The sequence below is a fragment of the Nannocystis sp. genome, from assembly GCF_016714285.1.
Lineage (GTDB): Bacteria > Myxococcota_A > Polyangia > Nannocystales > Nannocystaceae > Nannocystis.
Map to the genome: position 1 here is coordinate 412754 of NZ_JADJNN010000001.1, position 23734 is coordinate 436487.

19 protein-coding genes are annotated in these 23734 nt (G+C 71.3%); 12 read left to right on the forward strand and 7 right to left on the reverse strand.

Features of this window, described 5'->3' with window-relative positions; genetic code table 11:
* Positions 1-126: 126 nt before the first annotated feature.
* Together IPJ59_RS01735 and IPJ59_RS01740 are read right to left on the reverse strand one after the other, a co-directional pair.
* Complete coding sequence (locus tag IPJ59_RS01735) at positions 127-1437, reverse strand: Glu/Leu/Phe/Val dehydrogenase dimerization domain-containing protein (RefSeq protein WP_293269491.1); 1311 nt, start codon at positions 1435-1437, stop codon at positions 127-129.
* Positions 1438-1516: 79 nt separating this feature from the next.
* Positions 1517-2710, reverse strand: a complete 1194-nt coding sequence (locus IPJ59_RS01740; protein WP_293254005.1) for an LIC_10091 family protein — start codon at positions 2708-2710, stop codon at positions 1517-1519.
* Between the two features lie 236 nt (positions 2711-2946).
* On the opposite strand from IPJ59_RS01740, the gene IPJ59_RS01745 reads away from it, so the two are divergent.
* The 5 genes from IPJ59_RS01745 (at position 2947) to IPJ59_RS01765 (ending at position 10227) form a co-directional block, all read left to right on the forward strand.
* Positions 2947-3705, forward strand: a complete 759-nt coding sequence (locus IPJ59_RS01745; RefSeq protein ID WP_293269492.1) for an ABC transporter ATP-binding protein — start codon at positions 2947-2949, stop codon at positions 3703-3705.
* A gap of 1 nt (position 3706) precedes the next feature.
* A complete protein-coding gene (locus tag IPJ59_RS01750; protein ID WP_293254011.1) occupies positions 3707-4570 on the forward strand; it encodes an ABC transporter permease in 864 nt (287 codons plus the stop codon).
* Between the two features lie 2 nt (positions 4571-4572).
* Complete coding sequence (locus IPJ59_RS01755) at positions 4573-6525, forward strand: Gldg family protein (protein ID WP_293254014.1); 1953 nt, start codon at positions 4573-4575, stop codon at positions 6523-6525.
* The gene (locus IPJ59_RS01760) at positions 6522-7886 is read left to right on the forward strand and encodes a DUF4340 domain-containing protein (RefSeq protein WP_293269494.1); all 1365 of its coding nucleotides are present in this window, start codon (positions 6522-6524) and stop codon (positions 7884-7886) included. The genes IPJ59_RS01755 and IPJ59_RS01760 overlap by 4 nt, the downstream gene beginning before the upstream one ends.
* A gap of 205 nt (positions 7887-8091) precedes the next feature.
* Complete coding sequence (locus tag IPJ59_RS01765; protein WP_293269495.1) at positions 8092-10227, forward strand: APC family permease; 2136 nt, start codon at positions 8092-8094, stop codon at positions 10225-10227.
* A 41-nt stretch (positions 10228-10268) separates the two neighbouring features.
* Here the strand turns inward: IPJ59_RS01765 and IPJ59_RS01770 are convergent, their stop codons facing one another.
* Both IPJ59_RS01770 and mazG read right to left on the reverse strand, forming a co-directional pair.
* Positions 10269-10907: a hypothetical protein gene (locus IPJ59_RS01770; protein WP_293254023.1), complete on the reverse strand. Its 639-nt coding sequence runs from the start codon at positions 10905-10907 to the stop codon at positions 10269-10271.
* A gap of 185 nt (positions 10908-11092) precedes the next feature.
* The gene (mazG, locus tag IPJ59_RS01775) at positions 11093-12004 is read right to left on the reverse strand and encodes a nucleoside triphosphate pyrophosphohydrolase (RefSeq protein ID WP_293254026.1); all 912 of its coding nucleotides are present in this window, start codon (positions 12002-12004) and stop codon (positions 11093-11095) included.
* A 66-nt stretch (positions 12005-12070) separates the two neighbouring features.
* On the opposite strand from mazG, the gene IPJ59_RS01780 reads away from it, so the two are divergent.
* The 6 genes from IPJ59_RS01780 to IPJ59_RS01805 all read left to right on the forward strand — a co-directional run bounded on the left by IPJ59_RS01780 (position 12071) and on the right by IPJ59_RS01805 (position 20384).
* Complete coding sequence (locus tag IPJ59_RS01780; RefSeq protein WP_293269496.1) at positions 12071-13207, forward strand: PhoH family protein; 1137 nt, start codon at positions 12071-12073, stop codon at positions 13205-13207.
* A gap of 515 nt (positions 13208-13722) precedes the next feature.
* Positions 13723-14613, forward strand: a complete 891-nt coding sequence (locus IPJ59_RS01785; RefSeq protein WP_293269497.1) for an SGNH/GDSL hydrolase family protein — start codon at positions 13723-13725, stop codon at positions 14611-14613.
* A 327-nt stretch (positions 14614-14940) separates the two neighbouring features.
* Positions 14941-16599: a TldD/PmbA family protein gene (locus IPJ59_RS01790; protein WP_293254035.1), complete on the forward strand. Its 1659-nt coding sequence runs from the start codon at positions 14941-14943 to the stop codon at positions 16597-16599.
* A gap of 173 nt (positions 16600-16772) precedes the next feature.
* Positions 16773-18632 (forward strand): HD family phosphohydrolase, encoded by a 1860-nt coding sequence (locus IPJ59_RS01795; protein WP_293254038.1) that lies wholly within the window; start codon positions 16773-16775, stop codon positions 18630-18632.
* Entirely contained in the window at positions 18629-19321 is a 693-nt protein-coding gene (gene ybeY, locus IPJ59_RS01800) for an rRNA maturation RNase YbeY (RefSeq protein ID WP_293269499.1), read from the forward strand. Before IPJ59_RS01795 ends, ybeY begins: the two co-directional genes overlap by 4 nt.
* Positions 19322-19463: 142 nt before the next feature.
* Positions 19464-20384, forward strand: a complete 921-nt coding sequence (locus IPJ59_RS01805) for an isoaspartyl peptidase/L-asparaginase family protein (RefSeq protein WP_293269500.1) — start codon at positions 19464-19466, stop codon at positions 20382-20384.
* A 67-nt stretch (positions 20385-20451) separates the two neighbouring features.
* On the opposite strand, the gene IPJ59_RS01810 is transcribed toward IPJ59_RS01805, so the two are convergent.
* Genes IPJ59_RS01810 through IPJ59_RS01820 form a run of 3 tightly spaced genes read right to left on the reverse strand, consistent with a single transcriptional unit; the run spans position 20452 to position 22609 of the window.
* Positions 20452-21084 (reverse strand): hypothetical protein, encoded by a 633-nt coding sequence (locus IPJ59_RS01810; protein WP_293269501.1) that lies wholly within the window; start codon positions 21082-21084, stop codon positions 20452-20454.
* Positions 21081-21719: an RNA polymerase sigma factor gene (locus IPJ59_RS01815; protein ID WP_293269502.1), complete on the reverse strand. Its 639-nt coding sequence runs from the start codon at positions 21717-21719 to the stop codon at positions 21081-21083. The genes IPJ59_RS01810 and IPJ59_RS01815 overlap by 4 nt, the downstream gene beginning before the upstream one ends.
* On the reverse strand, positions 21716-22609 hold the full coding sequence (locus IPJ59_RS01820; RefSeq protein ID WP_293254053.1) for a nitrilase-related carbon-nitrogen hydrolase: 894 nt from the start codon (positions 22607-22609) through the stop codon (positions 21716-21718). Before IPJ59_RS01820 ends, IPJ59_RS01815 begins: the two co-directional genes overlap by 4 nt.
* A gap of 342 nt (positions 22610-22951) precedes the next feature.
* On the opposite strand from IPJ59_RS01820, the gene IPJ59_RS01825 reads away from it, so the two are divergent.
* Positions 22952-23719 carry a ribosome maturation factor RimP gene (locus IPJ59_RS01825; protein WP_293254055.1) on the forward strand — a complete coding sequence of 256 codons (768 nt, stop codon included), beginning with the start codon at positions 22952-22954 and terminating at the stop codon, positions 23717-23719.
* Positions 23720-23734: the final 15 nt, after the last annotated feature.

A 23734-nucleotide genomic window follows, 5' to 3' on the forward strand; every position in this document is an offset into this window, starting at 1 on the left:
GCGCGTGCCCGCGCCCCGGCGCGGGAGGCGAGGAAGTTCACGCGCGCCGCGCCACGGCGCCGCGAAACCCCCCGACCACGGTCCGGCTCAGCGGTTCCGCGGGTGACCTCCTGGCGAAGGACTGCCTCAGCCCTGCAGGTGCCACTGATCGGCGAGCAGACCGTCGACGATCGCCCGGGTGCGGTGCCCCCAGATCGGGTGCGGCTGCAGGGCCAGCTCGTCGGCCAGCTTGTTGGCCGCGGCCGCGGTGGTGATGCCCTGCGCCGTCGCCAGCTCGAGCGCCCGCCGCGTGATCACATAGACGCTGTTGTCCCAGTCGCGGCCGAAGTGACGCTCGATCGCCGGGTCGTGCGGCACCTGGCCGTACTGCTCGTTGGCGCAGTGGACGATGCCCATCCGGTTGCACAGGTAGTCGGGCACGTAGACGATGCCGCGCGCCGCCAGGGCCCGGGCGTCGCGCTCGTCGTCCAGCAGCTGGTTGTTGGCCGCGCCACAGACCACGCGGGCCTGGATCGCCGGGATCGTGTCCGGGTTCAAGATCCCCCCGAGGGCGTTGGGCGCGAGGATATCGCAGGGCGTGGCGAGCACGCTGTTGTCGCCCGGCTCGGCGGGCACCAGCGCCAGCGGGGCCCCGGCGAACTGCTGCATCAGCTGGGCCCGCCGCTCGAGCGAGAGCTCGCTGGCGACGATGCCCGCGACCCCGCGCTGCAGCAGCTCGCCGATCATCGCCGCGCCGACGTTGCCGGTGCCCTGCATCGCGATCTTCTTGCCGCCGAGGCTGCCGAGGCCGAGGTGATCGAGCGCCCCCTCCATCGCGCACACCACCCCGCGGGCGGTCGCCGGCGAGGGGTTCCCGGAGCCGCCGACCTGCGGCGGGATGCAGGTCGCGAAGCGCGTGCCCTGGTGGACGATCGCCATGTCGTCGGGCCCGGTGCCCGCGTCCTCGGCCGTGATGTAGCAGCCGCGCAGGCTGGTCACGAAGGCCGCGTACTCGCGGTACAGCTCGGCGCGGTGGCCCGGATCGCGGAAACCATCGCCCGGCGCGCGGGCGATGAGCCCCTTGCCGCCGCCCCACCACAGCCCCGCCAGCGCGTTCTTGCGGGTCATGCCCATGGCCAGGCGCAGGCCGTCGCGCAGGAACGCCGTCATCGTCGCGTAGGGCCAGTGGCGCAGCCCGCCCTGGCCCTGACCGCGGTGGGTCTTGTGCACGAAGGCGCCGAACAGCGCCCCGCTGCGCGGCCCGATCGCCAGAAACAAACCCTCGTGCTGCTGGTAGTCGCGGTTGCCCGCCAGCAGGAAATCAGCGAGTTCGCCGAGCGCCGGGTGCGAGCGGTGGATCTGCCCGCTCTGGGGATCGTGGATGAGGTAGGCCCGGTGTTGACCGAGCGAGCGCAGCTGCGAGACGAAGGCTTCGGGGCTCTGGTCCACCAGGCTCATGGCGCGGCAAGATAGCCGAAGCTCCGCCGCCGATCCGTGAGGCCACACACGTCCTTACCAACGCCGGACGATCATCCGATCACGGCGAGACCACTGGAAGCGCGACCAGGCTCAGCCCCTTGGTCCCGGTCTCCTTGTTGAGCACGCCCTCGATGTCGGCGTAGCGCAGCATCGGGTTGCGCGAGCGGTTCTTGCGGTCGCCGAGGCGCTGCTTGAAGTCCGCCAGCGGCTGGACCTGGTAGGCCCACAGCTGATCGGCGTGGACCCACTGCTTGTTGTAGATCGTCCGCAACAGCACAGCCCCGTCGGCGATCGGGAAGGCCTCGAAGTTGGCGACGAACTGCTTGGTGTAGTCGAAGTACTCCTCCGCGTTGCTCAGGTAGATCACCGCGAAGGGCACCCCGAGCTCGCGCGCCGCAGCGGCGGCCGTCTGCAGCGAGTTGGCCCCGGTCAGGTCGCCGCCCATCGCCCGCACGCGGTCGGCCTGGAACAGCGCCCGGATGTGCTCATACATCGCCGGATCGGACAGCCAGGTGCTCGCCAGCTCGCCCTGCTTCCGCTTGATCACGTGGCGCAGGTGGATCAGCACCGTCTCGCGCGCCGCCCCGTAGAGCCGCACGATCCGGCGTCGCTCGGGCTCCGGCAGATCGGCGAACGCGGTCTCCAGCAGCGCCCGGCTGGCCGTCGCCGCCGACTCCTCGAAGCGCCCGAGCAGCAGCTCCGGCGTGTCCGAGGCCTCGATCAGCACCTCGTAGACCCGGTGGAGATCGACCACGCTGCGGTCGATGTCCGAGAGGAACATCAGCTCGCTGCGCGCCGCCGCGGCCACCGTGTAATTCTGGTCCGAGCCGACCCCCAGGTACGCGCCGCCCTTGCCGCGCACGTACGGGAACCACACGTCGTGGCGGACCTCGTTGCTCTTCACGTAGTGGATCGGCGTCGGCGTCAGCGTGTCCTCGGCCCCGGCCAACAGCGTCGCCCGCTGCGAGGCGCTGAGCGGCGTGAGCCCACCGGCACCGCCGGACGCGGGCGCGACGACGGGTGTCGGTGCCGGCGTGGGTGCGGGCGTTGGCGCCGGCGCGGCGACCACGGGTGAGCTGGCCGCAAGGACAGGTGGAGGCGCCGGGCTGGTCCCGGCCGACAGCGCCAGCGGGGCCTGCTTCTCCGGCGCCGACGCGGGCGGGTGGGCGCCGCAGGCCCCTGACGCGGGGATCAGCAGGCAGAGCGCGAGCGAACGGGCGGCGCGGGGCAGGGCGGGGCGGCGTTCCAACATCGGCGCGAGGCTATGCCACAACTCCCGCCGCATTGAGAATTCGCCGCCGTCGCGGGCTCGACGAGATTTCCCCCGCGATCGCCCCAAAAACCGTCGGGACGGCCTCGCCGGGCTTGTCAGGGCCGTGGGGAAGGAATACACATGCGACGCGCGAGGTTTGGCACGCGCCGCGGGGCGCTGACGCTTCAGCGCCTCTCCCTCGCCCTCTCCATCTATCAATTCGACGGGATCCCACGATGACCAAGCAGGACCTCTCCAGCCGAAGCGTCACGATCCGCGCCGAGAACCTCTCCAAGATCTACGGGGACTTCGCCGCCCTGCACTCGGTGAGCTTCTCGGTCCGGCAAGGCACGGTGGCCGCCTTCCTCGGGCCCAACGGCGCCGGCAAATCCACCACCATGAAGATCCTCACCGGCTACCTCGCGGCCACCAGCGGCCGCGCCGAGGTGCTCGGCCTCGATCCCGGGGACCCGGAGCAGCGCATCGCGCTCGCCCGCCGCCTCGGCTACCTGCCGGAGAACGGCCCGCTCTACGCCGACATGACCCCGCGGGAGACCCTCGAGTTCGTGGCCCAGATCCGCGGTCTCGGCAGCAGCACCCCCGCCGCGATCCGCCGCGTCACCGAGCAGTGCGCCATCGGCGAGGTCATGAGCAAGCCGGTCGCCAAGCTGTCTAAGGGCTACCGCCAGCGCGTCGGCATGGCCCAGGCCCTGCTCCACGACCCCGAGGTGCTGATCTTCGACGAGCCCACCTCGGGCCTCGATCCGCTGCAGATCCGCGAGGTCCGCCAGCTCATCCGCGAGCTCGGTCGCAGCAAGACCATCCTGCTCTCGACCCACATCCTGCAGGAGGTCGAGGCCGTCGCCAGCGAGGTCATCGTGGTCGGCGAGGGCCGCCTCGCCTTCGCCGGCACCATCGACGAGCTGCGCGCCAACTCCACGGTCGAGCAGCGCTTCTACGAGCTCATGGACAAGAAAAAGAAGGAGGCGGCCTGATATGTCCGCCAGCGCTGTCATCAGCGCGCTGTTCCGCAAGGAGCTGCGCAGCTTCCTCGGCAATCCCACCGGCTACGTCTTCCTGACGCTGTTCATCGTCGCCTCGGCGGCGGCGGCCTTCCTCACGGACAGCTTCTTCAGCCGCAACCTCGCCGACCTCGCCACCCTCAACCGCTGGATGCCCGCCATCCTGATGTTCTTCGTCCCGGCCATCACCATGGGCCTGTGGGCGGACGAGCGCAGCACCGGCACCGACGAGCTGCTGCTCACCCTCCCGGTGCGCGACGGCGAGGTCGTGCTCGGCAAGTTCCTCGGCGCCCTCGGGGTCTACACCGTCGGCCTGCTGTTCAGCCTGGTCAACGTGGTCGTCCTGGCCTACCTCGGCGACCCCGACGCGGGCCTCATGTTCGCCACCTACCTCGGCTACTGGCTGATGGGCGCGCTGTTCGTCGCGGTCGGCATGGTCGGCTCGATGTTCACCGCCAACACCACCGTCGCCTTCATCCTCGGCGCCCTCGGCTGCGCCAGCCTGGTGTTCGCCGGCACCGCCCCGTGGGCCAGCGCGATCGTCGGCGTGGTCCTGCTCGGGGCCCTCGGCGCGCTCAAGTGGGCCGTCTACTTCGGTCGGGCCGCCAGCATCGGCGCCCTGCTCAGCGCCGCCATCGGCCTGCTGCTGTGGCTCGGCGGGGCTCGCCTCGGCCTCGGCACCTGGTTCTCCGACTTCTTCGGCTCGGTCGGCGCCCCCAGCCACTTCGCCAGCTTCGGCGACGGCGTCCTCCGCCTCGGCGACATCGCCTTCTTCGTCGGCGGCACCGCCGTCGCCCTCTATCTGTGCACGATCCTCATCTCCCGGAGGCACTGGTAGCCATGCACCCGCGCATCCATCGCTTCATCCGCTTCTCCTCGCTCCTCGTCACCGCGGTCTCGCTCGGCTACGTCGCCCAGCGCACCAACGTCCGCGCCGACGTCACCGAGGAGGGCCTGTCCCAGATCACCAAACCCACGCAGGCGTTGATCGCCAGCATCAGCCCCGAGCGACCGGTCGTCATCCACGCCTACGTCTCGAAGGAGGTGCCACGCGAGTACGTGGCCGTCCGCTCGCAGCTGCTGTCGATCCTCCGCGAGATGCAGGCCCGTGGCGGCGCCGGACTCACCGTCCGCATCGTCGAGCCCGAGCCCTACTCGCCCGAGGCCCAGGAGGCCGTCGACAACTACGGCATCAGCCCGTCCCCGGTCACCAGCCGCGAGGCGGGCCGCGTGCAGCAGATGCAGCTGTTCCTCGGCGTCGCCTTCGTCAGCGGCCCGCACGAGGAGGTCGTGCCCTTCCTCGACCGCGGCCTCTCGCCGGAGTACGAGATCGTCCGGGCCCTGCGCACCGTCACCCAGGAGAAGAAGAAGGTCGTCGGCGTGCTCCGCACGGACGCGACCATCATGGGTAACTTCGACCTCCAGGCCCGCCGCCAGCAGCCGGCCTGGCGCGTCATCGCCGAGCTCAAGAAGCAGTACGAGGTCCGCAGCCTGAACCCCGGCGCCGAGATCCCGGCCGACGTCGACGTCCTGCTGGTCCCGCAGCTGAGCAGCACCACCACGCCGCAGCTCGAGTTCATCCAGAAGTACATCGACGCCGGCCGCCCCGCGCTGCTCACCGTCGACCCCATGCCGCTCTTCGACATGAGCCTGTCCCCCAGCGAGCCGATGAAGCCGCCGCCGGGCCAGCAGCAGAACATGTTCGGCCCGCCCCCTCCCGGCGAGCCCAAGGGCGACTTCCGCGGCTTCCTAAGCAAGCTGGGCGTCGACTGGGACCCGGAGAAGATCGTCTTCGACACCGACAACCCGCACCCGAGCTTCGCCGGCACCCCGCCGCACGTCATCTTCGTCGGCAAGCGCCCCGACGGCACCGACCCCTTCGCCGGCGAGGATCCGATCGCCGCCGGCCTCAGCGAGGTCGTGGTCCTGTTCGGCGGCGAGCTCAAGCCCTCCGCCGGACACGAGGCCGAGTTCGTCCCCCTGCTGCGCACCGGCACCCGCGGCGGCTTCAACAAGTTCGATGACATGGTCGAGCGCCACATGCTCTTCGGCCTCCAGGGCCCCGTGCTCCCGCGCCAGCGCACCATGCTCGCCGAGAGCCAGGTGCTCGCCGCCCACGTCACCGCCGGCGAGACCTCCGGCGAGGGCGCCAGCAAGGGCAAGAACGTCGTCGTCGTCGCCGACCTCGACCTCTTCGGCGACCAGTTCTTCGTCCTCAACGAGCGCGGCGGCGACCTCGACGGCGACGGCGTCGACGACATCCGCTTCGACAACGTCACCTTCCTGCTCAACGCCATCGACGCGCTCTCGGGCGACGCCGGCCTGGTCGAGCTGCGCGGCCGCAAGTCCAAGTACCGCCGCCTCAGCAAGGTCGACGACCTGACCAAGGCCGCCAGCGACAAGCGCAACGAGGAGGTCGCCAGCGCCAGCGCCAAGGCCGAGGCCGACATCAAGGCCGCCCAGGACGCCCTCGACGCCGCGGTCAAGAAGATCAACGACGACACCAGCCTCGACGAGACCACCAAGGCGGTGCTGCTCAAGAGCGCCGAGGAGGCCGAGAACCGGCGCCTCAACGCCAAGCGCGAGCTCATCATGCGCGACAAGGTGCGGGCCATGGAGCGCACCGAGTCGGAGCACCTCGCCGAGGTGCGCAAGGTCGAGGACTGGATCCGCGTGCTCGCGGTCCTGGTCCCGCCGGTGCCGGCGATCCTGCTCGGCTTCTTCATCTTCATGCGCAAGCGTCAGCGCGAACAAGACGCCATCCCCAGCTCCCGTAAGCGAGGTGCCAAGTGAACCGCACGACGCTCATCTCCGTGGTCATCGCCCTGGGCAGCCTCGGCCTGGCGATCTGGATGCGACCGGTCGAGATCGCCGCGGTCGCCTACGAGGACACCGGCACGCCGCTGTTCCCCAGCTTCAGCGACCCCGCCCAGGCCAGCAGCCTCGAGGTCACCAGCTGGGACGACACCGCCGCCCGCGTCACCAACTTCAAGGTCGAGCAGAAGGCGGGTCGCTGGGTCATCCCCAGCCACAACGACTACCCGGCCGACGGCACCGAGCGCATGGGCAAGGCCGCCGCATCGTTCATCGACGTGAAGAAGGACGTCCTGCGCAGCGAACGGAGCGAGGACCACGCCCAGTTCGGCGTCGAGGACCCGTCGGACCCCAACGCCAAGGGCCGCGGCCAGCGGATCACCATCAAGGACGCCGCCGGCACCGTCCTGGTCGACATCATCCTCGGCAAGAAGCTGGACGACAAGGAGGGCTTCTTCTACGTCCGCCTGCCCGATCAGAAGCGCGTCTACGCGTCCAAGATCGATGTCGACATCTCGACCAACTTCACCGACTGGATCGAGAAGGACCTGCTGAAGATCGAGCAGGACTCGATCACCCAGTTCCTCAGCGACTCGTACAAGGTCGACGAGGCCCAGGGCAAGGTCACCGAGCGCGACCCGCTGCTCCTCAAGCGTGAGCCGGACCCCAGCAAGCCCGACGACAAAGAGGGCATGTGGGTGATCGGCGAGGGCAGCACCGGCGTCGACGGCAAGGAGCTCGACAGCTTCAAGATCCGCCAGATCCTCAGCGGCGTCGACCGCCTGCAGATCGTCGGCGTGCGCCCGCGGCCCGAGCAGCTCACCCTGCAGGCCCTGCAGAGCAAGGGCTTCTTCGTCACCCCCGACGGCCGGCGCCTGTTCGGCAACGAGGGCGAGGTCAAGGCCATCACCGAAGACGGCGTGGTTTACACCCTCTACTTCGGCGAGATCACGCTCGACTCGGGCCTCGCCCTCACCGCCGGCAGCGAGGATGGTAGCAAGCCCGCCGAGGCCAAGCCCGACGAGGAGAAGAAGGACGCCAACCGCTACATGTTCGTCGACGTGGCCTACGACCCGGCCAGCGACCGCACGATCAACCCGGCAGGTCCGCCGCCCGATGAGCCCGAGGGCCTGAAGCGAGCCAAGCAGCTGCAGGCCCGCTTCGACAAGTGGTTCTATGTGATCTCCGACGCGAGCTTCAAGCAGATCCGCAAGGACAAGGCCGAGTTCTTCAAAGACGCGTCGCCTGGCAGCGGACCGACCGCGCCGACGACCCCCGCGGCGCCCGTGAAGCCCGCGAAGCCCGCGAAGCCGGCCGAGAAGAAGCCCGCCGCGCCCTGAGCCGCGGCGACAACAAGACAGGGCGAGGAGCAGCGCTCCTCGCCCTGTCTCGTCGTCGCCAGACCTGAGCCGCAGCGACGACAACACGGAGCGAGGAGCACTCGTCGCCGTGTTTCGTCGTCGCTATGGCCCACCGGTCGGTATCGCGCCGGGCCCCCCGGGTTGTCACGATCGTCACGGCCGGGCATAAGTCGCAGGGCAGCGCATGAGCACCGAGGACGGCGAAGCTCCGAGGCCCCGCCTCACCTGGCGCGAGGGCCTCTACCTGGTCGGGCCGCACCCGCTGACCACGCCGTACTACGCGTCGGGCGTGCTCCTGGTCGCGGGCGTCGGCTACGCCACCCCGCTGGTCCAGATCGGCCTGTACCTGCTGCTGCTGCTGCTCGCGCCGCTCTACATCGAGGCCGTGCTGCTGACCCTGTCCAACGGCGGCACCTACATGATGACGCGCTACGGCCTCAGCCACCTGGGCCGCCTCGCCCTGCTGGCCGCCGCGCTCGTCGGCGTCATCATCTCGATCTCCTACGTCGCCACCGCGATCGCCAGCCTGCTCGCGTACGGCGACTACATCTCGATCCTCGCCCACATGTTCGGCCGTGCCGGTGGCCTCAGCACGGTCGGTCTCTCGGCCGTGCCTGCGCTGGTGTTCGGCATCTGGGTCACGCCCCGGGCCTGGCGCAGCGTCGTGTGGACGGTGCTCCTCGCAGGCGCCCTCGGCGTCGTGCTCGCGCCAGCCCTCTCGCCGCCAGTCGCCGCCCTGTTCCCGCCGCTCGTGCTGCTGACCCACCTCAACAACCACGGGCTCAAGCAGGGCGTGCGCGTCAGCCGGGCGGTCATGCTGCTAAACCTCGCGATCATGGCCGTGACGATCGTCGGCGGCTGGGTCTGCCTCGCGCTCCAGGGCGTCGACATCGATCCGGTGCTCTACGGCGCCGGCGCGCCGATGGCCGGCGATCCCGGTATCTGGCACAGCGGCGGCTTCCTGCCCGGCCTGGCGCTGATCGGCGCGCCGCTCCTGCTCGCCGGGGTCGGCAACGTGATCCTCGGCGCCTCGGGCGTCGAGTCGGTGATGAACATCCCCGAGGAGCTCGAGAACCCCCAGCGCGACGTGCCCAAGATCTACTGGGCGATGCTCCTCATCCTCCTGGTCGTCGGCGGCTCGCTCGCGCTGCTCGTGTTCCTGCTGCTCCCGCCCGAGGTCCTGCTCGCCCACTCGAGCGACCTGCTTGGCCAGCTCGGACGTCACGTCGGCTTCGGGCTCACCGGCTCGCTCGCCGTCGCCGATGGATGGCGCACCGTCATGCTCGCCAACGCCGCGCTCATGCTCATCGCCGCGACCAACACCGCCTTCGTCGGCGCCCGCGGCCTGTGGCTGGCGATGGCCCGCGACGACCTCCTGCCGCGCGCCCTGCTGGTCTCCAACGATCGCGGCGCCTTCTCGCGGCTGCACCTCATGATGCTGCTGGCCTGCACCCTGCTCGCCGTGCAGGCTGACTGGCACCTCGTCACCCTCGAGCGCTGGTACTGGGCCATGTTCGGCCTGGTCCTGCTCTCGGGCATGGTCGGCTTCGTCCTGCTGCGGCGCTTCAAGGCCGATGACCGCCGCGTCTACACTGCCCCGTGGAACATCACCCTGTTCGGCACACGCCTGCCGATCGGTGCGCTCATCGGCGGTGTGGCGCTCAGCTACACCTTGCTCACCATGTGGACCAACACGCCCGCGCCGATGGGCGAGCTGCGCACCCTCTTCACCACCGTGCTCGTGCTGGTCGGCAGCGTGGTCCTGGTCCACAACCACCGCCCGCTGATGCGCGCCGGCTACCGCTACCTGCGCCGCGTCCTGGAGACCGTCGAGTCGACCGTCATCGATCCGCAGCAGCGCACGATCGTCGTCGCCGTCGGCGGCGTCCGGGTCGGCCGCCTGATCACCAAGGCGATCGACCTCGCCCGCCAGCAGAGCCGCGCCACCGGCATCCCGTACCGCCAGGTCGTCGTGTTCCACATGACCAAGGGCGTGCGCAGCGAGTTCGTCTACCGCGTGACCCGCGACTCGATCCGCCCCGAGGGCATCGAGGGCAACGTCATCCGCATCTTCACCGAGCTCACCGAGATCGCCCCGACCGACATGGACCTCTATCTCGCCCTCGTGCCCAACAAGCACAGCCAGAAGTCGCCGATGGTCGCCGCCCTCGACGCGCTCGTCGCCTTCCATGAGCGCCACAGCTTCAAGGGCCACATGATCATGATCGGCACCTACGGCGTGAAGCCCACTGACATCGAGGAGCTGCAGGGTCGGCTCAAGGGCACGATCCTCGTGCCCGTGCCGCTGTTTGACGACTAGCTCGACGGGCGCGACGACGCGGTCGCCGACCGCCGCGACGACTAGCTCGATGACTGTCCCGAGGACTGCGCCGCGTGGGTGCGCAGCGCCCGGCCGAGCTGCAGCGTCGCCACCAGCATCACGACCGCGGACAGCAGCAGCGCCACCGCCGTGATGCCGAGCGTCGGGCCGAGCGCGGCCACCGAGGCCGCCGCGCACAGCCAGGCGTGGCGCAGCACCCGGTCGAGCCGGGCCGTGCGCGCCAGGCCGCGGACCAACACCGCCAGCTGGGCCTCGTCCTCAGGGCGCAGCGGCCTGGCCTGCCCACGCGCCGGCAGCAGCGCGTGGTTGTACCAGAGCAGGCGGGTGGCGATCTGATGCAGGCGACCGAGCTCGGCCTCGAGGTCGGGGTCGATCGCCATGATCACCGGCACGCTGTAGCCGCGGACCTCCGGCAGGAACACCCGCGCCCGCCCGAGGGCGAGCACGGCCTCGACGAGGAAGCCGCGGGCCTGCGCTGCGCGACGCTGACGGGCCGTTGGACCCTCGCCCTCGCCCTCGTCCTCGAGACACAGCACCGCCAGATTCAGCGCCTCACCGGCGCAGCGCAGCGGTCGCTCGGCCGCGACGCGCAGGTGCTCGTCGTGGCGTTCGCTGCTGCGGTACGCGCAGGGCAGGGGGCTGTGGTGGCGCTCGTTCATCCCGACAGTTCCAGCGTAGGCCAGGCCCCCTGTCGCGCCACCGACCACGGTCGGAACGCCGTCGCGGCGCGGGTCCCCTGGGCTTTGCTGCAACGGGGCCGAACGCGCCTCGGTCTAGGTGCCGCTCGGGGCCCCGCGAGGCACCTGTCCCAAGAGTCAGATCTGGGGCCGGCGGCCCGCGGCCGTCACGACGGGCGACCGATCCCGCGCCGCTTCGCCTCGTCCCAGAACTCGTCGAGTCGCGCGAGCCCGGCCGTCGTCGGGTCGATGCCCTGCTCGTGGCAGGCCTGCATCACGTACCCGAAGCGGGCCTCGAACTTGGCGCAGGTGGCCCGCAGCGCGTCCTCGGCGGCGATCCCGAGCTTCTGCCCGTAGCGCACCAGCACGAACAGCAGGTCGCCGAACTCCTCGCGCACGTGATCGACGTCCCCGGACTCTCGCGCCTGCTCGAGCTCCTCCCACTCCTCGCGGATCTTGGCCGAGGCGCCGGTGATGCTCGGCCAGTCGAAGCCGACGCTCGCCGCCTTGTCCTGCAGCCGCCACGCCCGCTGCAGCGCCGGCAACGAGCGCGGCACGCCGGCCAGCGGTCGCCGCGGACCCGCGTCCTTCGCCTCGCTCGCGCGCTCGTCCTCCTTGATCTGCGCCCACTGCTTGCTCACCGCGTCGGCGTCGGGACGGTCCCCGTCGCGCGCTCCGAACACGTGCGGGTGGCGACGGATCATCTTGTCGCGGATGGCCGCGATCACGCCCTCGAGATCGAATGCGCCCTCACGCTCGCGCAGCGCCGCCTGAAAGACGATCTGCAGCAGGAGGTCGCCGAGCTCGCGACGGTGCGCCTCGGGTTCGTCCATCGCCTCGAGCACCTCGTACGCCTCCTCGATAAGGTAGGGCCGCAGGCTGTCCAGGGTCTGCTCGCGATCCCACGCGCAGCCGTCGGGCGCGAGCAGGCGGTCCATCAGATCGCGCAATCCGTCGAGGCCATCACGCAGCCCGTGGCGACGATGCAGCGGTGTCGTGTCACTCGCCGAGGCGCCTTCATGCTCGCCGGGCGCGCCACTGCTCGGCTTTGCCTGGCCGGGGTCGCGTGGTAAGGTCATCGGCAGCGCCATACCACAGCGGCGCTGCAGGTTGATCCTCGAGAAGGCACGCACAACGAACCAACCGTGACGATCAAACTAAGCTTCGAAGATCAGGTGCCGCTGCAACTCGTACTGGGTTCGGTCGGCGGGCAAGCGATGGAGGATCTGCAGCGGTCGACGGGTGTCACGCTGCATGTGCGCGGGGGGGAGGTGACGATCGACGGCGAAGACGCCGCGGCTGCGCTCGTCGAGCGTCTGCTGCGACAGATGGTCGGCATGGCCCGCGCCGGCACGCCGATCCACGCCGGGGACCTCTCGCGCGCCCTCGAGGTCATGCGCCGCGAGCCTCGCATCGACCTGCGCAGCCTGTTCGACGACACCATCGTCGGCCGCACCGGCAGCGGCCGACCGATCGCCCCGCGCAGCCTGGCCCAGAAGTACTACGTCGACTGCCTGCGCCGCTACGACCTCAACTTCGGGGTCGGCCCCGCAGGCACCGGCAAGACCTACCTCGCCGTGGCCATGGGCGTGCGCATGCTGATGGACAAGCGCGTCCGCCGGATCATCCTGGCCCGCCCCGCGATCGAGGCCGGTGAGAACCTCGGCTTCCTCCCCGGCACCTTCGAGGAGAAGATCAGCCCGTACATGCGCCCGCTCTACGACGCCCTGCACGACATGCTCGACGTGCAGAAGGTCCTGCGCATGATGGAGCAGGGCATCATCGAGATCGCACCGCTGGCCTACATGCGCGGGCGGACCCTCAGCGAGACCTTCCTGATCCTCGACGAGGCCCAGAACACCACCCCCGAGCAGATGAAGATGTTCCTGACCCGCATCGGCACTGGCACCCGGGCGGTGGTCACCGGGGACCCCAGCCAGAACGACTTGCCGAGCGGCAAGCGCTCCGGCCTCTCGCACGCGCTCAAGGTCCTGCGCGGCGTCGACGGCGTCGGCTTCTGCCCCTTCAGCGCCGCCGATGTCATGCGCCACCAGCTGGTCCAGCGCATCATCCTGGCCTACGACCGCGACGACCAGCGCCGTCGCAACCAGCCCCCACCGCGCCGCCACGACCTGGTCGATGACCCCCCACCTGGCAACGGGCATGGCAACGGCCACGGCAACGGCCACGACTCCGAACGCGACCCCGACGACCTGGCGTCGGCGCAGGACCCCGGCCACGCGCACAGCAAGCCTGAAGCCAGCGGCCCCGGCAGCCACTAGCAGCCAGCGAAGACGACGCACCATCGCGGGGTCCCGCTCGTCGCCAAGCCATGGCGACCCCGATCGCCGACCGATCGCCGACCGATCGCCGACCGATCGCCAACTGATCGCCAACCCGATCGCCGTGGCCCGCCGACCTCGCCGGTTTTTGCTTGCAAGCCCGTCGCGCCCCCGTGATAAGTTGCGAGAATGCGCCCCCTCGCAACCACCCTCGCCTCGCTCCTGATCGTCCCCCTGACCGCGTGTACCGGCGATAGCACGGCAGCGAGACCGGCGGCGCCACCAGCGGTGAGAGCGCCCCGACCACGGGTGGCCCCAGCGGCGAGACCGGCGGCCCCGGCAGCGAGACCGGGGGCAGCGCCACGGACAGCGCCACGGGCAGCGGCGGCACCGTCGAGCCGACCTCCGACCCGGGCGGCAGCACCAGCGGCGACCCCACCAGCGACAGCGGCAGCACCACCGACGACAGCACCACCGGCCCGGTCGGCCCGCTCGACTGCCTGTTCGAGCCCTTCGTGAACCAGGGCCAGCTCCTGATCGACTACGCACAATTCGACCCCGTCATCGGCAGCCACTGCAAGGGCACCAACCATCAGGACATCACCGACATCGAGCGCGTCGTGTTCCTCGGTGACTCGGTCACCGTCGGCACCCCGCCGACCCAGGGCAAGGACTTCTACCGCTCCGAGCTCGCTGACATGCTGGTCGAGAAGTTCGGCCTGATGCCACCCAACGACCTGTGGAAGCAGGTCAACCCGATCGACGGCGTCGCCCTGGTCAAGGACTCCGGCGACTTCAGCAGCTGTTCGAAGTGGGGCGCCCGCACCGACGACTTCGTGGGCCAGACCGAGGACTGCTTCCCACCCGACCTGTTCGACAAGCGGACCCTCATCATCACCACCATGGGCGGCAACGACCTCGCCTCGATCGCCAAGGACGGCGCCAACGGCAAGCCGATCGACGAGGTCACCGCCGCCGCCGAGGCGTTCATCCAGCTCCAGCGCGAAGCCGTGCAGTGGTTCGTCGACGACCCGGACAAGTTCCCCAACGGCGTCTTCGTGGTCTACGCCAACATCTACGAGTTCACGGATGGCACCGGCGACCTCATGTCCTGCCCGGCTGCCGGCCTCGGCGGCTTCGACAAGCCGTGGGAGGATCCGCAGCTGCTCAAGGACCTGGTCCTGTGGATCAACGAGCAGTACATGGACATCGCCGTCGACACCCAGACGGACATGATCTTCCTGCTCGAGAACTTCTGCGGCCACGGCTTCAAGGCCGGCGACCCCACCGCCCCCTGCTACCGCGGCCCCGACAACAAGACCCTCTTCGACCTCACCTGCATCCACCCCAACCCCGACGGCCACGACCTCGTGAAGGACCTTTTCACGGCCGTCATCGACGAGTAGCTGGCACCTCGCTGGCATCTCGTTGGCATCTCGCTGGCATTTGGGGCAGGCGCTCGCGCCCCCCGATTCGCCCCGATTCGCCCCGATTCGCCCCGGATTGGGCGCGCTCGCGCCCGGGCCGCTCGGCCGGACGCGGCCCGCGTACCGCCGCGCCTCGCCCCATCGGCCCCCCAGCACCCCCGTGGACGGCGTCCAGGCCGGTCGCTTGCGCGGCGATCGGTGCGCGGCTATGCGTGAGGGCCCGAGGTCGAGATGACAGCCGTTTCGCGCCTGATTCCCCCGTATAACCCCCCTGGGCTGCCCGAGCCGCAGGAAATCCTCGATGTCATGCAGCGGGAGCTGCGGCGTTCGCTGGACGGCATGGTGGTCCCCGGGTCGCCGCGACCCTACTTCATGCTCTACGCGCTGCGGCGGGTCCACGCGCTGCGCCTGCGGGCCGCCCACGGCGCCCTGCTGCGCTCCCGGGACCAGACCCACGCGCACATCTACGCGGATGTCCGGGTCGGCAGCCACAAGTTCGACAACGTGATCGACGGCGGCCTCGGCGAGGGCGCCGAGGAGCGCGAGAGCAACGACTGGATCGACGCCCCCGACGACTTGAACCTCCAGGCCCTCCAGATCGCCCTGTGGAAGCTGACCCAGCTCAAGTTCGACGAGGCCCTCGAGGACTACTACGACCACAAGAAGGCCACCCTCAGCGAGTACCTGCGCGACGAGGTCAGCGCCATGACCCGCGAGCGTCCGATCGTCCACCGCGAGGTCCTGCACCACGACGACTTCCCGCGCGCCGCCTGGGAGCGGGTCCTGGTCGACCTCTCCCGTCGCTTCCTGCAGCACCCCGAGATCTACGATCCCGGCATCAGCCTGTCCGCCGAGCGGGTCCACCGCTGGCTGGTCACCAGCGAGGGCACCCAGGTCCTCACCGAAGATGTGTTCATTCAGATCGGCATCGAAGGCTGGGTCCTCACCGAGGACGGCGTCTACGTCGAGGGCTCGCGCCAGCTGTACCTGCGGGCCGTCGAGGAGGTCCCGGACCGGGCCACGCTCGAGCGTGCGCTCGACGAGGTCATCGTCGAGCTGGCCCAGCTGCGCGAGGCAGAGAGCCCCGGCGCCTTCATCGGCCCGGCGCTGCTCTCGGGCCAGGCCGCCAGCACCCTGTTCCACGAGGCCCTCGGCCACCGCCTCGAGGGCGAGCGCCTGGTCGCCCGCGGCGAGAGCAAGACCTTCGCCCGCAAGAAGGGCGAGCGCATCCTTCCCCCCGGCCTCAACGTCCTCGACGACCCCACCATGACCCATTGCGGCAAGGAGCCGCTGTGGGGCAGCTACCGCGTCGACGACGAGGGCGTGCCGGCCCGCCGCACCCTCCTGGTCGAAGACGGTGTGCTCCGCGGCTTCCTGCAGAGCCGCACCCCCGTGCCGGGCAGCGAGCACAGCAACGGTCACGGTCGTCACGACGGCGTCGAGCGGCCGATGGCCCGCATGGGCAACTTCGTGGTCGAGGGCATCGCGGGCCAGGGCGAGACCTGGGAGGCCCTCAAGCTCCGCCTCGCCGAGCTGGCTCGCTTCCAGGGTCGACGTCAGGGCGTCATCATCCGCCGGATCCTCGCCGGCGAGACCAGCACCGCCGACTACGACTTCCAGGTGTTCAAGGGCGTGCTCGCCGAGGTCCACCTGGTCGACGCGACCACCGGCGTCAGCCGCCGGATCCGCGACGTCGAGCTGATCGGCACCCCGCTCGCGGCCCTCCAGCGCATCGTCGCCTTCGGCCGCGACAGTGAGACCGACCAGGGCTTCTGCTACGCCGAGAGCGGCTCGATCCCCGTCAGCGGCATCGCCCCGCCGATCCTGCTGTCCGAGCTAGAGCTGCAGCAGAGCAGCACCACCGGCTACCACGATCCGCTGCTCCCGCCGCCCTTCGCCGACGACGGCTCGCGCGGCCGCAAGGGCGGACTGCGCTCACGTGGCAAGCGCCGCAAGCCGGTCTGATCCGGTCGGCAGGCACTTCTCAGGTCACCCGTGGAACATCCAACCGGACCGGCCGGGCCCTCGTGAACGCTGGTGGATCCGCAGGCCGGTGTGACCGCGAGGGGTGCGGGGCAGGGGAGTCGGGCCGCGCGAAAGGGCGTGCACGCGCCAGCCCCCGCCGCTAGGCTGGCGCCGTGGAGGCCCCCGTCGCGATGATCGCCAGCTTCGCCGAGGTCATGGCCTGGCTGCGAGGCGAGGTCCGCCGCGAGCCGGGCCTCGGTCGCTTGCAACTGCTCAGCGAATCCAGCGGCGCCGCGCGGGCGGCCGTCCTTATCCGCGACCGCGCCCGCCTGGCGATCGTCGAGGCCGGCCGCGTCCCGCCCGAGGAGTGCGACGTGCTCGTGCTGGTCGGCACCGCCGAGAGCCTCGGCTCCGCGCTCGCTCGCTTGCCCCACCACCGCGTCCACGCCCTGACCCTCCCGACCCCGCGGGCGCTGCTGCAGCGGGCCATCGAGGAGGGCATCCGCGCCGCCCAGACCGTCCTCCAGGGCCGCGTCGCCGACCAGCTCATCGACGTCGGCCTGGCCCTCAACCGTGAGCGCGACCCGAGGCGGGTGCTCGAGCTCATCCTCCGCCACGCCCGCGCGATCACGGGCGCCGACGCCGGCTCGGTCTACGTCGTCGAGGACGAGGGCCGGCGCCTGCGCTTCCGCGTCGCCCACAACGACTCCGTCACCGCCGACCTCGCCGAGTTCACGCTGCCCGTCTCCGACGCCTCGATCGTCGGCCACTGCGTGCGCACCGGCGAGATCATCAACATCCCTGACCTGTCCGCAGAGACAGCCCACGCCCACGACCGCAGCTTCGACGATCGCTTCGGCTACGAGACCCGCTCCATGCTCACCGTGCCGATGCGCCCGCCGCAGGGCCAGGTCGTCGGCGCCGTGCAGCTGATCAACGCCAAGCACGGGCGCGGCCCGCTCGACGGCCCGCAGGAGTTCGCCCGCGTCCACGCCTTCAGCGACGCCGACGCCCGGCTCGTGCAAGCGCTGGCGACCCAGGGCGCCGTGGCGCTGGAGAACGCCGGCCTCTACGCCGAGATCGAGGCCCTCTTCGAGGGCTTCGTGCGGGCCAGCGTCACCGCCATCGAGCAGCGCGACCCGACCACCAGCGGCCACAGCCAGCGGGTCGCCGACCTCACCGTCGCCCTCGCCGAGGTCGTCGACGGTAGCGAGACGCCGGCCTTCCGCGACTACCACTTCACCCGCCAGGAGCTGCGAGAGATCGAGTACGCCGGCCTCCTCCACGACTTCGGCAAGGTCGGCGTCCGCGAGCAGGTGCTGGTCAAGGCCAAGAAGCTGCACGACGCCCAGCTCGAGCGCGTGCTCGAGCGCTTCGAGCACCTGCGCACCGTCACCCAGCTGCGCTGGTTCCAGGCCCAGCTCGCCGCCGGTCGCCCCGACGAGCCGGCCGCGCTCGCCGAGTTGCACCGCGAGTACGCCCGCATCGACGCCTGGCGCGAGGTGGTCCTGCGGGCCAACGAGCCGACGATCCTCATCGAGCAGGTCAGCTCCGCCGTGCACGAGGTCGCCGGCCTGCGCTTCACGGACGCCGGCGGCCGCGAGCTCGCCGTCCTCGACGATGAGCTCCTGCAGGCGCTCCTCGTCCCGCGCGGCAGCCTCACCCGCAGCGAGCGCGAGGAGGTCGAGAGCCACGTCCGTCACACCTACAACTTCCTGATCCAGATCCCCTGGGGCCGCGCCCTCGCCCGTGTCCCGGAGATCGCCGGCAAGCACCACGAATACCTCAACGGCTCCGGATACCCCGCGCGCCTGCCCGCGGCCGACATCCCGATCCAGGCCCGCCTCATGACCGTCGCCGACATCTTCGACGCCCTCACCGCCGCCGACCGGCCCTACAAGCGCGCCGTCCCGGTCGCGCGCGCGCTCGACATCCTCCACCTCGAGGCCAACGCCGGCAAGGTCGACCGCGACGCCCTGCAGGCCTTCATCGAGGCCCGCGTGTACGAACGCGTCGGCCTGCGCCTGATATGACAACCGCCCCCGACGACCACTACGATGGCGAAGCTCACGGCAGCGACGCTCACGACAGCGACGCTCATGACAGCGACGCTCATGACAGCGACGCTCACGACCCCGCAGCTCACGCCGGCCCCGACGACCTGTCCTTTGGGACATCTCATCGTCAAGCCCTGCGCTGGCGCGTGGCCCCGGCGCTCCAGCCCCGCGTGTCACGCTCGCTGGTGCGTGCGCTCGATCGCCGCCTGCGCCGCGCCGCTCGACGGATCGGCGTCCCCGCGGCCGAGCTGCCCGGGGTGAGCGTGGCGATCGTCGACGATCCCGAGATCCAGCGCCTCAACGCCGCGCACATGGGCAAGGACCGCCCGACCGACGTCCTGTCCTTCCCGGCGCGCCCACCCGGCCCCGAGGGTGAGGCCATGGCGGCACTCGGCGTCCCCCTCGGCGACATCGTCCTGTGCTGGGACGCCGTGCTGCGCCAGGCCGCCGCGCGCCTGCCCGCCGATGCGCCCGCGGACGCGCTCGCCGCAGCGGCGCTCGACGAGGCCACCGTGCTGGCGATCCACGGCCTCTGTCACCTCCTCGGGCACGATCATGCCGGCCGCGCCGACGGCCGCTCCATGCACCGCCGCGAGCGTCGCGGCCTGCGAGCGGCCCACGTCGCCGACATCCCACGCCCCTACGGCCTGCGCCCGCACGCCTGAGCGTGCGAGCGGCCCACGTCGCCGACATCCCACGTGCCTACGGCCTGCGCGAGCGGGCCACGACATCCCTGCCAGAGCTCGCGCCGCGCCGACCCTCGATGGCGCTTGCCTCGCGCCTCGCGGCTGGCGATCCTCCGCGTCGATGTCGTCTCATACTCCCGTCATCGTCGTGCACGGCGGCGCCGGCACGGTCGCCCCCGAGAACCACGCCGCCGCGATCGCCGGCACCCGGGCCGCCGCCGCCGCGGGTCAGGCCGTGCTCCTCGACGGCGGCAGCTGCGAGGACGCGGCCGTCGCCGCGGTCCGCGTGCTCGAGGACGACCCCACCTTCAACGCCGGCCGCGGCGCATGCATGAACCGCGACGGCGACTTCGAGCACGACGCCGCGATCATGCGCTCCCGCGACCTCCGCTCCGGCGCGGTCGCCAGCGTGTCCGCGGTGCGCGACGCGGTCCTGCTCGCCCGCCTCGTGATGGAGCAGACCCCCCACTGCCTGGTCGTCGGCGTCGGTGCCGCCGCGCTCGCGCGGGCCCACGGGGTCGGCCACTTCGGCCGTGACGAGGTGTGGACCGCCAAGGCCGAGGCCGCCCACCGCGAGGTCCTCGCCGGGCGCGCGAGCGCCGACAACCGGGCCGACACCGTCGGCGCCGTCGCGCTCGACCGCCACGGCCACCTGTGCGCCGCCGCATCGACCGGCGGCGTGTTGCACAAGCTCCCTGGTCGGGTCGGCGACACCCCGCTGTGCGGCGCCGGCTTCTACGCCCACCCCGGGCTCGGCGCCTGCGGCACGACCGGCGTCGGCGAGGCGATCCTCACCCACGTGCTCGCCTTCGAGGCGCTGCGGCGGGCCAGCGAGCGACCCGGCGAGGCCGCGACGATCGCCGCCTCGCTGTGCGCCGCCGCCTCACGCCACCACAACGGCGCCGCGGTCGGCCTGATCCTGGTCCGCCCCGACGGCGAGGTCGCCATCGTCCACGCCAGCGAGCACATGAGCTGGGCCCTCGCTATCGGCGACGCGGCACCCATCAGCGGCCTGCGCCGCGACCTGTCCCCCGGGACATGAAGCGCCAGCCCGCGCGCGGCCCCCATCAGCGGCCTGCGCCGCGACCTGTCCCCCGGGACATGAATCGCTAGCCCGCGCGCTGGCGCCGGTGCGCCAGCAGCCCGGCGATCGCCGCCACGATCAACAGCAACACCGCCGCCCCGAGGTGGCTAAACAGGTTGTGCCCGAGATCGTCGCTCGGGCAGTGCCAGGTGATCGCGTCGAGGGCCATCAAGCTCACTCCGCCGCTGACCCACAGCGCCCCGCCGGCCCGCCGCCGCTGCGCGGAGGCGCCGCTCAACACCCCGAGCGCCAGCAGCGGCAGCCCCGCGCCGATCGTCGACGCCACGCAGCGGTCGAGCTGCGGCCCCTGTCCCATCGGACCTGACCCTTGGAACATGTCCATCAGGCCAGGTCCGAGCGCGCCCACCAGCGCGGCGACCACCGCCATCAGGCCCAGCGCCACCCGGGTCGCTCGCCCCGGGAACCACAGCCCGACCCCGACTGCCGGCAGCGCGACCAGGCACAGCAGCCACACCGCCATCTGGGCCGCGATCTGCCAGCCCGGCTGCAGCCACAGGTCCGGACGCAGCCCTTCGAGCAGGAGAAACCCGCCGACGAACAACAAGCTGAGCGCCAGCGCCGGCGCGAAGTGCCGCGCCCGTCCGCGTCGCAGCGCCCGCAGATCGCCGACGATCAGCGCGCCCGCGTCGACGCTCACGCCGCACCTCGTTCGCCCAGCAGCTCGACGAACAGCAGCAGCGCCGCCGGCCCGAGCAGTCGGGCCAGGGCCTTGTAGGCGCGGTGCGCCCGCACCCGCACCGCGCCCTCGCGGATCTGCAGGCGCTCGGCGATCTCCGCCATGCTGAGCCCGGCCAGCTTGTGCAGCTCGACGATCTCCCGCTGCCCCGCGGGCAGCTGGGCCAGCGCCGCGTGCACGCGTCCTGCGATCTCCTCCGCCGTCTCACGGTCGACCTGCCACTCCTCGATCGAGGGGAGATCGGCCGCGATCTCGGCGATCGGATCGCGGTCGTCGTGGGCATCGGCCCGCCGCTTGCGGTCGCGGACCTGCCCGCGCAGGTGGTCCAGCGCCAGGTTGCGGGCGATCGTCGCGTACCACGCCTGCACCGCCGCGTCGGCGTGGTCGCCACGGATCTCGAAGCCGCCGCGCGCCAGGTGCGCCTTGAGCAGCGTCGCCTGCAGCAGATCCTCGGCGGTGGCGCTGTCGCGGACGAGCTTGTGCAGGAGGCCTCGCAGGCGGGGGGTCACGGCGGCGTGCAGATGCACGAAGGCCCGCTCGTCGCCATCGAGGTAGCGATCCATCAGCGTGGCCAGCCCCGAGATCCCCGGATTCACGGCGCCTCCGCGGGCAACGACTGCCGGGTCACCGATGTTTCACCCGGGCCCAGCCGCCGGTGCGTCAGCGCCGGCAGCTCGGCGCGCACCCGGGTCAGCAACTCGCCACGCAGGCGGGCCACGACCACCCCATCGCCGCGCGAGGCCTGTGCGACCACCGCGCCCCAGGGGTCGACGATCAGGCTGTGACCATGGCTGTGACGTCCGTGCCCGTGGGCCCCGTGCTGCGCCGGCGCCAGCACATAGGCCTGATTCTCGATCGCACGCGCGCGCAGCAGCGGCTCCCAGTGGGCCAGGCCGGTGTGGAGGGTGAAGGCCGCTGGCACCAGCAACACCTCCGCCCCCGCAGTCACCAGCGCCCGGTACAGCTCCGGGAAGCGCAGGTCGTAGCAGATCGACAGCCCCAGGCAGACCTTCGGCGCCGCGAACACCGTCGGCCGCTCACCGGCCGCGACGGTCGCCGACTCGAGCAGGCGCGAGCCGTCGGGGAGGGTGGCGTCGAAGCGGTGGATCTTGCGGTAGCGGCCGACCACGCGGCCGCGGTGGAGGATCACCAGGGTGTTGTAGATCGCGCCGGCCGGCGCCGCGTCGCCCGGGCCCGGCCGCTCGGGCAGCCCGCCGAGGACGATCAGCGCGTCGCTCCTGTGAGACAGCGCGAGCTGGTCGGCCAGCAGCGGCGGCGCCTCCGCCTCCCCAACCGCGTCGAGGTCGACCGCCCACGCCAGGCGATCGAAGCCCGGCGGCGCCACACCCCAGAAGTTCTCGGGCAGGACCACGAGCTCGGCGCCGCCTGCCAGCGCCTCGGCCGTGAGTTCGGCCGCTCGCGCCAGGCTGACCGTCGGGTCAGGCCCGGCACACATCTGGACGAGCGCGACGTCGATGTCCCGCATCGCCGGCAGGATAGCGGCAAACGATCACCGTGGGATCGACCGACGCACGCCGCGCCAGGCCGTGGGCATCGTCTGGAGCGGGCAGGGCGGGGGTCCCTCGGCAGGACCCGTCACCCACAGCCCGGCACATCCTACGTGAGCTCGAGCATGTCATGCGCTGGTCGAGGTGTGTCTTGGCACCCCCGAGGCCCGTGCGATGGGGGGGTTGCTCGGCTTTGGGCGCTGTGTTACCAAGCGCCTGCATTTTGCCTTTCGCCAGCGAGCAGGCATGAAGCCCAGCTCGCTTTTTCCGTGCCCTGTTCGCAGTCCTCATTGCCTCGCTCGCCGCTCCCGTGCCTCCCTATGGCCGCTAAGACCCCGCAGCACCACAGCCGTCGCCCGCCCCGGGCCACCGAGGACGTCCCCGGCGTCATCGAGGCTGCTGATGATCTGCACGCCAGCGACGGGCAGCACGACACCGAGGGTGGCGAGGGCGGCGAGGCCTCGGCCTCTCTGCTCGAGGCCGCGGTCGAGGGGGCGGCGCGGGCCATGGGCTACGAGGTCGTGCTGCTCGAGTGGCTCGGTGGTCGCGGCGGGCGCGTGGCCCGGATCTACCTCGACCACCCGAACGGCGTCAGCCTCGACGACTGCACGCGCATGAGCCGGATCTTCAGCAACGCTCTGGACGCCGCCGAGGCCGACCCGGAGACCCCGGCCCTCGCGGCCCTGCTGGCCCAGCCTTACACCCTCGAGGTCTCCTCGCCCGGCGTCGACCGACCGCTCGTCCGCCTCAGTCACTTCGCCCGGGTCGTCGGCGGCCGCGCCGTCATCCGCACCCGGGCCCCGCTCACCCCCGGCAGCGAGCAAAAGACCTTCCACGGTCACATCGTCGGCACCGAGGTCGACCCGACCCATCCCGCGGATGATCGCCGCGGCACGGTGCGCCTCAAGGCCCTCGAGGGTGATACCATCCACGCCATCGCGCTCCCCGACATTCGGCGGGCCAACCTCGTGTACGAACTCCCTGGCCCGGCGCACCCCGGCGCCGGCCACAAGCACCCCGGCGCGCCGCATTCCGGCGCCGCCCAGAAGACCGCCCCTCCCGCCACCGGCTCGAAGGGCGAGCACTGAACGTCAGAGGCGAAG